The sequence below is a fragment of the Inquilinus limosus genome (genome assembly GCF_051487185.1).
Classification (GTDB): domain Bacteria; phylum Pseudomonadota; class Alphaproteobacteria; order DSM-16000; family Inquilinaceae; genus Inquilinus; species Inquilinus limosus_F.
The window spans coordinates 58,513-67,346 of record NZ_JAHVDK010000037.1; the positions used below are offsets into that span (position 1 = coordinate 58,513).

Sequence of the window (8,834 nt, forward strand, 5' to 3'; positions counted from 1 at the left end):
GGGCAATTTCCGATCATGCGCCGGAGTCGCAACCCCGACGACGCCTGCAGCGCCTTGAAGAAACTCGCCTTCGGTCTCCTCCTCGTCCTCGCCCTGCTGATCGCCGCGGTGCTGGTGGTGCCGGGGCAGATCGACTGGACACCCTATCGCGGCCGGATCGCCGAGGAGATCGGCGCCCTGACCGGCCGGGCGGTGACCATCGACGGGCCGGTCTCGTTGCAGATGCTGCCGATGCCGCGGCTGTCGGCCGGCGACGTCCGTGTCGCCAGCGTGCCGGGCGCGACCGTGCCGGACCTCCTGGCCGCGAACGGCGTCGACCTCCGGGTCGCGCTGCTGCCGCTGCTGCTGGGCCGGATCGAGGTCCAGGGCGTCACCTTCGACCAGCCGAGCGTGGCGCTGGAGACGTTGCCGGACGGCCGGCGGTCCTGGGACGGGCTGGGCGAGGGCATCGGCCGCCGGCTCGTCGCCGTCCGCGCCGCGATGCGCCAGGGGTCGATCCTGTGGCTCGACCGCCGCGCCGGCCGCCAGCTCACCATCCAGGCGGCGGATCTCAGGCTGACCGCGCCCGGGCAGGGTGGGCCGGTCGCGATCACCGGCACCGGTCTGGTCGCCGGCGTGCCGGTGCGGCTCGACCTGGCGGTGCAGCCGCGCTCGCCGCTCGGCGCCCTGCCGGTGACGGCGACGGTCGGGCTCGACGCCGCCGAGGCCCGGTTGGGCGGCCTGCTGCGGCCCGATGGCGGCCTGCAGGGCGACCTCTCGGTGGTCGGCAAGGATCTCGACGCCAGCCTGGCGCGGATCGGCGTCAAGCTGCCCGACTCCCCGTCCCGGCCCGGCGTCTTCGCCCTGCGCGGCACGGTGCAGGTGGCGGCGGACCCGTCGGGGGCCGAGCGGGTCGAGCTGACCAACCTGACCGCCGATCTCGGCGACATGCGCGCCGCCGGCGGCGTGGCCGTCACCTTCGCCGCGGTGCCGCGGGTCGAGGCGACGCTCGGCTTCAACCGGCTGGCCCTGGCCGACTGGGTCGGCGACGCCGATCCGGCGACGCTGGCCGGGCGCCTGGCAGTGGCGCTGTCGCGCAAGGTCGGCCTGCCGGTCGCCGGCACGGTCGACCTGTCGGTCGCGGCCCTCGCCGTGCGCGACGGGCTGCTGCGCGACCTGCGGCTGCAGGCGACGCTCGACCCGGCACGGATCGGCCTGACCCGCCTCGCCTTCGGCCTGCCGGGCGGCGCGTCGGCCGCGGTCTCCGGCGCCGTCCGTCTCGACGGTGACCGGCCGGCGGCGGACCAGTTGTCGGTGCAGATCGCGGCCGAGGACCTGCGCGGTGCGCTCGACTGGGCCGGCATCGATCCTGGCCCGATTCCGTCGACGGCGCTGCGCCGCGGCCGGGTCGCCGCCACCCTTTCGGGCGACATCGCCAATCTGAGGGTCGCCGGCCTCGACGCCGATCTCGATGGCAACCGGCTGACCGGCGCCCTGACCTATGTCGGCGGCGACCGGCCCGGCATCGGCGCCCGGCTGAGGCTGAGCCGGCTCGATGTCGACGCCTACCGGCCGGCCGACGCGCCGCCGCTCTCCCGCCTGCTGTGGTCGGATGCCGAGCTGCGGGGCCGCCTGCTGGCCGCGCTCGCCGGCCTCGACGTCAATCTCGACGCCACGGTCGACTCCGCCCAGGTCGACGGCGCCGCCTTCAGCGGCCTGCAGCTGGAGACGACGCTGGCTCAGGGCGCCCTGACCGTCCACAGCGGCCGTATCGAGGGGCCGGGTGGGGCCGGGCTGAGCGTGACCGGCGGGATCGGCCAGCTGGCCACCCTCGGCGATCTCGACCTGCAGACCACGCTCGATGCCCGGGACCCGCCGGCGCTTCTCCGCGCGCTTGGTCTCCATGAGGCGGTGCCGATGCCGCCGGCGGGGCCGGTCAAGGCATCGCTGCGGCTGCGCGGCGACCCGGCGGCGCTGTCGGTCGACGGCTCGATCGACGCGCTGGGCGGCACTGTGGAGCTGGGCGGCAGCATCGCCGACGCGGCGACCGCGCCGCATGTCGCGGTCAGCCTGCGCGCCACCCATCCCGACCTGCCGGGTCTGCTGCAGCGTGTCGGCGAGGGCGGCGTCGCGGCGCCCGGGCTCGGCGGCGTCGACCTTTACGCCGATGCCGACTGGGCCGGCGGGCGGCTGCGCCTCGACAATCTGCAAGGCACGGCCGGCCCGGTCTCGCTGGGCGGGACGGTCGAGCTCGACACCGGCGCGGCGCGGCCGCGGCTCACCGTGTCGCTGCGCACCACGGCCCTAGCGCTCGACCGGCTGCTCGCCGGGGCCCGCCCGTCCGGCGATGCGCTGGGTCCATGGTCGGCGCGGCCCTTCGATCTCCGCGGCCTCGCCCGCATCGACGGCACCTTCGTCCTCGACGCGGCGGCGATCTCGCTCGCCGGTTGGACGCTGGACCAGCCGGAGCTGCGCGTCCGGCTCGACCAGGGCGGGCTGGCGCTGGACCGCCTCTCGGCCGGTCTCGCCGGCGGGCGGCTCGGCGTCAACGGCCGGATCGACTGGGCGGAGGCGCCGCGCTGGACCGCCCATGCCGATCTGGTCGATGCCGATCTCGCCGCGGTCCTGCGCCAGACGGCCGGGCCGCAGGGCCTCACCGGCCGGCTCGACCTCGGCCTCGACGTCGGCTCGGCCGGCAACAGCGTCGCCGGCCTGGTCTACGGGCTGGGCGGCAAGGGCCTGGTGGCGGTGCGCGACGCCTCGCTGTCCGGCATCGATCTGGCCGCCGCCGAGCGGCTGCTGGCCGATCCCGGGTTGCCGGGCGCCTTTCTGGAAGGGTTGCGCGCTGCCTTCGCCAGCGGCAGCACGGCGGTCCCGGCGATCAACGCCACCTTCACCATCGCCGGCGGCGTGGTGTCGTCGACCGATCTGCGCCTCGCCACCGACACGGCGGTGGGGACCGGCGGCTTCACCCTCGACCTGCCGCGCTGGCGGCTCGACCTCGGTGTCGATGTCGGCTTCCGCGCTCATCCCGACGTGCCGGCGGTGGGCCTGCGCTTCGACGGCACCCCCTCGGCCCCGGTGCGGCGGCTGGAGACCCGGGCGCTGGAGGACTGGGCCGCCGCCCGGGCCGCGACCCGGCCAACGGAACCGACGCCGGAGCCGGCGCCGGAACCCTGATCGGGATCTTTAGCGTGGCGGAGAGGTCTGCGCCGCCCCCTCACCCGAAATCGCTGGCGCGATTTCGACCTCTCCCCAAGGAGAGGTGATGCGGGCTCGGCTCCGTTTCCCCTCTCCTCGGGGAGAGGGAGGGGCCCGACGCCGAAGGCGGCGGGAGGGTGAGGGGGCCGGCCTTGCCGCCGAGCAAGCCTGTCTTTATCCCCCGATCACGCAGTTGACCCACAGCACCACGGCCTGGGCATCGGCCGAGGGGTTGGCGAAGCGGTGCGGCCGGCGGCTGGCGAAGCGGAAGCCGTCGCCGGCCTGGAGCGTCCAGCTTTCCGCATCCACGGTCAGCGTCATCTCGCCCTCCAGCACCGTGCCCGCCTCCTCGCCGGCATGGGTGTAGAACTCGTCGCCCGTGCTGGCCCCGGGCTCCATGATCACCAGGAACAGGCTCAGCCGACCATCGCCGGCGGGGCTGAGCAGCTGCTTGGTGATGCCGGACCGCCACAGGTTCAGCCCCGGCCGTTCCGCCCGGCGCATCACCACCGGGTCGGCGCCCTCCGCCGGCGCCGGGCCGAACAGCCCGGCCAGCCCGACGCCCAGCACGTCTCCGATCGTGGTCAGCACCTTGAGCGAGGGCGAGGACAGCCCACGCTCGACCTGGCTGATGAAGCCGATCGACAGGCCGGACCGGGCGGCGACCGTCTCCAGCGACAGGCCCCGGGCATGGCGCAGCGCGCGGATGCGGGCGCCCACGGTCAGGTCGATGCTCATGCGGTGGTCCGGTTTCATATAGGTGAAAATCGCTTGCCAAACGCGCCCGAGTATGCCGATTTCATATAGATGAAACCACTCCGGCATGCGGGCGGCCGAACGGCCCTCACGGAAGCCGGTTCATTCCAGGACAGGGGGCAGGGCGATGCGGATCGGGAGGATCATCCAGGCTGCGGCGGCCATGCTGGTGGTCGCGGCGGCGACACCGGCGGCGGCGGAGGTGCTGAAGGTCGGGTCGACCCCAACCGGCGTGCCCTTCACCTTCCTCGACACCCAGTCGAACACCATCCAGGGCATCATGGTCGACCTGGTCGGCGCGGTCGGGAAGGAGGCCGGCTTCGAGGTGCAGATCGAGCCGATGGCGTTCTCGACGCTGATCGCCTCGCTGACCTCGGGCAAGATCGACCTGATCGCGGCGGCGATGTTCATCACCCCGAAGCGGCAGGAGGTGATCGACTTCTCCGCCCCGATCTACACCTATGGCGAAGGGCTGATCGTCCCCAAGGACGACGCCAAGGACTATGTCGCGCTGGCTGATCTCAAGGGCCTGACGGTCGGGGCGCAGGTCGGCACCGCCTTCGTCGACGCGCTGCAGCAGAGCGGCCTGTTCGCGGAGGTCAAGGCCTACGACACCATCCCCGACATCCTGCGCGACGTGAATGCCGGGCGGCTGGCCGCCGGATTCGCCGACTATCCGATCCTGGCCTACAACCTGAAGGACGGGGCCATCCCCGGCGTCCGGCTGGTCGAGAGCTACAAGCCGCAGGTGGTCGGCTCGGTCGGCATCGGCCTGCGTAAAGGCGACCAGGCGCTGCGCGACCGGGTCGACGCGGCGCTGGCCAAGCTCAAGGCCGACGGCACCATCGACCGGATCCTCGGCAAATGGGGTGTGAAGCCGCAGGGCGCCTCCTGAGCCCGGCGATGCAGAGTTTCCTGCGAGACGCGGTCGAGTTCCTGCCGATCCTGCTGCACGGCGTCGGGCTGACCCTCCTCGTCACCTTCGGCGCGCTGGTACTGTCGACCCTGCTGGGCCTGGTCTGGGCCGTCCTGCGGGTCTCCGGCATCGGCGTGCTGTCGGGGCTCAGCGCCACCGCGGTCAACGTGATCCGCGGCATCCCGATCATCGTCCAGCTGTTCTACCTGTACTTCGTGATGCCGGATCTCGGCCTGTCGCTGACCGCGCTGCAGGCCGCGATCATCGGCCTCGGCGTCGCCTATTCGGCCTATCAGGCGGAGAATTTCCGCGCCGGCATCCAGGCGATCGACCGCGGCCAGATCGAGGCGGCGCAGTCGATCGGCATGGGCTGGGGGCTGACCATGCGCCGGGTGATCCTGCCGCAGGCGGTGCGCATCGTGCTGCCGCCCTACGGCAACATCATGATCATGCTGCTGAAGGATTCCTCGCAGGCCTCGACCATCACGGTCGCGGAGCTGGCGCTGCAGGGCAAGCTGATCGCCTCGGCCTCGTTCAAGAACACCAGCGTCTTCACCCTGGTGGCGCTGATGTACCTGGCGATGAGCATCCCGCTGATCCTGCTGGTCCGGCATTTCGAGAAGAAGGCGGGCAAGCCGTGATCGAGCTCAAGGGTGTGCGCAAGCGGTTCGGCGCGGTCGAGGTGCTGAAGGGCATCGACGCCCGCGTGGCCAAGGGCGAGGTGGTCTGCATCATCGGCCCTTCCGGCTCCGGCAAGTCGACCATCCTGCGCTGCATCAACGGGCTCGAGACCTATGAGGCCGGCGAGATCCTGGTCGAGGGCCGGCGGGTCGACCGGTCGGCGCGGTCGATCGTCGAGATCCGCACCCAGGTCTCGATGGTGTTCCAGCGCTTCAACCTGTTCCCGCACCGCACGGCGCTGGAGAACGTGATCGAGGGGCCGGTCTTCGTGAAGCGAGAGCCGCGGGCCGAGGCGGTCGAGCGTGGCCGCGCGCTGCTGGCCCGGGTCGGCCTCGCCGACAAGGCCGAGGCGCGGCCGGCGCAGCTGTCCGGCGGGCAGCAGCAGCGCGTCGCCATCGCCCGGGCGTTGGCGATGCAGCCGCAGGCGATCCTGTTCGACGAGCCGACCTCGGCCCTCGACCCCGAGCTGGTGGGCGAGGTGCTGGCGGTGATGCGCGGCCTGGCCGAGGACGGCATGACCATGGTCGTGGTCACCCACGAGATGGGCTTCGCCCGCGAGGTGGCCGACCGGGTGTTGTTCATCGACGGCGGCGTGATCGTCGAGGAGGGGCCGGCCAAGTCGGTTCTCACCCAACCGAGCCATCCGCGCACCCAGGACTTCCTGCGCCGGGTGCTCCACCCGCTCTGACATCGAGGCGAGACGTGGCCGAACCCTTTCCGCTCGAACCCTCGCTCTGGGCCGCCACCGCGGCGCCGGCGCCTGAGACGCCGCTGCTCGGGGATTCGACGGCCGCGGATGTCGCGATCATCGGCGGCGGCTATGCCGGGCTGTCCGCGGCTCTGCATCTGGCCGAGCGCGGCGTGCGGCCGGTGCTGCTGGAGGCGCGACAGATCGGCTTCGGCGGCTCCGGCCGCAACGGCGGCCAGGTGATCCCCGGGCTGAAGCACGATCCGGACGCTCTGGTCGCCCTATTCGGGGCGGAGCGGGGCGGTCGGCTGATCGATTTCGCCGGCGGCACGGCCGATCTGGTCTTCGATCTGATCGAGCGTCACGGCATGCAGGTGCCGTACCGGCGCGAAGGCTGGATCCAGGGCGCCCATTCCCCGGAGTGCCTGGCCGAGGCCGAGGCGCGGGCGGCGCAATGGGCGAAGCGCGGGGCGCCGGTGCGGCCGCTGGACAAGGCCGGGATCGCGCGCCTGCTCGGCACCGACCGCTATCTCGGCGGCTGGCTGGACGAAAGGGGCGGCGGCATCCAGCCGCTCGCCTATGCCCGCGGCCTGGCTGGGGCGGCGCTGAAGGCCGGGGCCGCGATCCACACGGGCACGCCGGTCACCGGCCTGGACCGGGCGGAGGGGCGCTGGCGCCTCAGCACAGCCGGCGGCGCCGCGGTGACGGCGGATCGCGTCCTGCTCTGCACCAACGGCTACTCGAAGGGGCTGTGGCCGCGGCTGGAGCAGACGATCATCGCCGCCAACTCCTTCCAGGTGGCGACGCGGCCGCTGACCGACCGGGAGCGGGAGACAGTGCTGCCCGAGGGGCAGGTCAGCTCCGACACCCGCAAGCTGCTGCTGTATTTCCGGCTGGACCATCAGGGCCGTCTGCTGATGGGCGGCCGTGGCCCGTTCCGCGAGCCGAAGGGCGCGTCCGACTGGGCGCATCTCGAACGCGTCGTCGGCAAGCTGTTCCCGCAGCTCTCCGGCATCGCCATCGAGCATCGCTGGTGCGGCCGCGTGGCGGTCACGCGGGACTACCTGCCGCATCTGCACGAGCCGGCGCCGGGCCTGCTGATCGATATCGGCTGCCAGGGCCGCGGCGTTGGGCTGCAGACGGCGATGGGCCGGGCGATGGCGGAATACGTCGCTACAGGTGACGCCGTGGCGCTGCCGCTGCCGCCCGTGCCGATCCGGCCGCTGCCGCTGCACGCCCTGCACCGGCTCTACGTCTCCGCCATCGTCACCTGGTACCGGATGAACGACGGCGGGTTGTGACGGCCTCTACCCCGCGAAGTGGCTGCCCGGCAGGCCGCGGCCGGCGTCCTTGATCTCGAACAGGCCGCCGGACAGCGGGTGCTGGCGCAGCGCCGCCTCCGACATCCCGGCCCGAGCGGTGGTGACGTAGAGCGTGGTCAGGCCGGGGCCGCCGAAGGCGCAGCTGGTCACATGCGGCGCCGGAATGGCGATGGCGCGGTCCAGCGTGCCGTCGGGGCGGAAGCGGCTGACCCGCGACCCGCCCCAATGCGCCACCCAGAGATGGCCGTCACGGTCGACCGTCATGCCGTCCGGCACGCCGTCGCTGCCGTCGTCGGCGAACAGGACGAAGGGCCGGCGGTTCGAGATGGTGCCGCTGGCCAGGTCCAGGTCGTAGGCATGGATCACCCGCCGCTCCGAATCCGCCTCGTACAGGATGCGGCCGTCGGGCGAGAAGGCGGGGCCATTGGTGACGATGTAGCCGTCATCCATGCGGTGCCAGCGATGGTCGGGGTCCAGCCGGTAGAAGGCGCCGGTCGGCTCGGTGCAGTCGAAATCCACGGTTCCGGCCCAGAGCCGGCCCATCGGGTCGACCTTGCCGTCGTTGAAGCGGTTGCCCGGCCGGTCCGGCTCCGGGTTGCCGATCGGCGTGACCCGGCCCTCGGGCAGGTCGATCAGGTGGAAGCCGCTGCGCAGCCCGGCCACCAGCCCGCCGCGCCGGCGCGGCGCGATGAAGCCGATCGGCTCCGGCATCGGCCACACCGATTGCGCCTTGGTCGCCGGGTCGTAGCGGAGGATCCGCGGCTGCAGGATGTCGACCCAGTAGAGCGCCTGCTCCTCGGCCAGCCACAGCGCCCCTTCGCCCAGCGTCGCCTCGGCCGCCCAGATGCAGACCGCGTCCTGACCCATCGCCGTTCCTTCCCGCCGCCGCGCCGGGCCGAATCGCCCGGCGCCTCCGCGAGCGATTGTGGTCAGAAATGCCCCGGGGTCCAGTCCGGCGTCTCGGCGCCGGCGGCTTTGCGCAGTGCTTCCAACAGCCCGGCCGAGGGCTGGCGGGTGACCGGCAGCTTCTGCCGGCGCTGGAAGGCGCCGATGGCGTTGCGGGTCTTGCTGCCGAGCTGACCGTCCACCGGGCCGGCGTCGTAGTTCATCATCGTCAGCAGCTGCTGGATCTCCTTGATCTGGGCGTTCCCGGCCGGCTGGCTTTGCGCGGCGGGCGGCGCCGCGGGAGCTGCCGTGGCTGGGGCCGCGGCGCTCTGCTGCGGCTGCGCCGCCGGCTCGGCCGCGCCGCGCCGCGGCGGAGAGCCGGGGGCCGTGGCCGAGCGCTCCGGGG

The 8,834-nt window shown here is 72.9% G+C and carries 8 protein-coding genes; 5 read left to right on the forward strand and 3 right to left on the reverse strand.

Annotated elements, in window-relative coordinates; all coding sequences use genetic code 11:
- Positions 1 to 15 precede the first annotated feature (15 nt).
- Positions 16 to 3,159 (forward strand): AsmA family protein, encoded by a 3,144-nt coding sequence (locus tag KXR53_RS31645; RefSeq protein WP_437379599.1) that lies wholly within the window; start codon positions 16 to 18, stop codon positions 3,157 to 3,159.
- Between the two features lie 195 nt (positions 3,160 to 3,354).
- Here KXR53_RS31645 and KXR53_RS31650 read toward each other — a convergent pair whose 3' ends face one another.
- Positions 3,355 to 3,918: a cupin domain-containing protein gene (locus tag KXR53_RS31650; RefSeq protein ID WP_437379600.1), complete on the reverse strand. Its 564-nt coding sequence runs from the start codon at positions 3,916 to 3,918 to the stop codon at positions 3,355 to 3,357.
- 145 nt (positions 3,919 to 4,063) lie between these two features.
- On the opposite strand from KXR53_RS31650, the gene KXR53_RS31655 reads away from it, so the two are divergent.
- The 4 genes from KXR53_RS31655 to KXR53_RS31670 are packed head-to-tail and all read left to right on the forward strand — an operon-like array spanning position 4,064 to position 7,522.
- Entirely contained in the window at positions 4,064 to 4,831 is a 768-nt protein-coding gene (locus KXR53_RS31655) for an ABC transporter substrate-binding protein (protein WP_437379601.1), read from the forward strand.
- 8 nt (positions 4,832 to 4,839) lie between these two features.
- Complete coding sequence (locus KXR53_RS31660) at positions 4,840 to 5,493, forward strand: amino acid ABC transporter permease (RefSeq protein WP_437379602.1); 654 nt, start codon at positions 4,840 to 4,842, stop codon at positions 5,491 to 5,493.
- Positions 5,490 to 6,221 (forward strand): amino acid ABC transporter ATP-binding protein, encoded by a 732-nt coding sequence (locus KXR53_RS31665; protein ID WP_437379603.1) that lies wholly within the window; start codon positions 5,490 to 5,492, stop codon positions 6,219 to 6,221. The genes KXR53_RS31660 and KXR53_RS31665 overlap by 4 nt, the downstream gene beginning before the upstream one ends.
- 14 nt (positions 6,222 to 6,235) lie before the next feature.
- Positions 6,236 to 7,522, forward strand: coding sequence for an NAD(P)/FAD-dependent oxidoreductase (locus KXR53_RS31670; RefSeq protein ID WP_437379604.1), 1,287 nt, complete (start codon positions 6,236 to 6,238; stop codon positions 7,520 to 7,522).
- A gap of 6 nt (positions 7,523 to 7,528) precedes the next feature.
- On the opposite strand, the gene KXR53_RS31675 is transcribed toward KXR53_RS31670, so the two are convergent.
- Both KXR53_RS31675 and KXR53_RS31680 read right to left on the reverse strand, forming a co-directional pair.
- Positions 7,529 to 8,410, reverse strand: coding sequence for an SMP-30/gluconolactonase/LRE family protein (locus tag KXR53_RS31675; RefSeq protein WP_437379605.1), 882 nt, complete (start codon positions 8,408 to 8,410; stop codon positions 7,529 to 7,531).
- Between the two features lie 62 nt (positions 8,411 to 8,472).
- A partial coding sequence (locus tag KXR53_RS31680) for a peptidoglycan-binding domain-containing protein (protein WP_437379606.1) occupies positions 8,473 to 8,834 on the reverse strand: 362 nt, incomplete at its 5' end.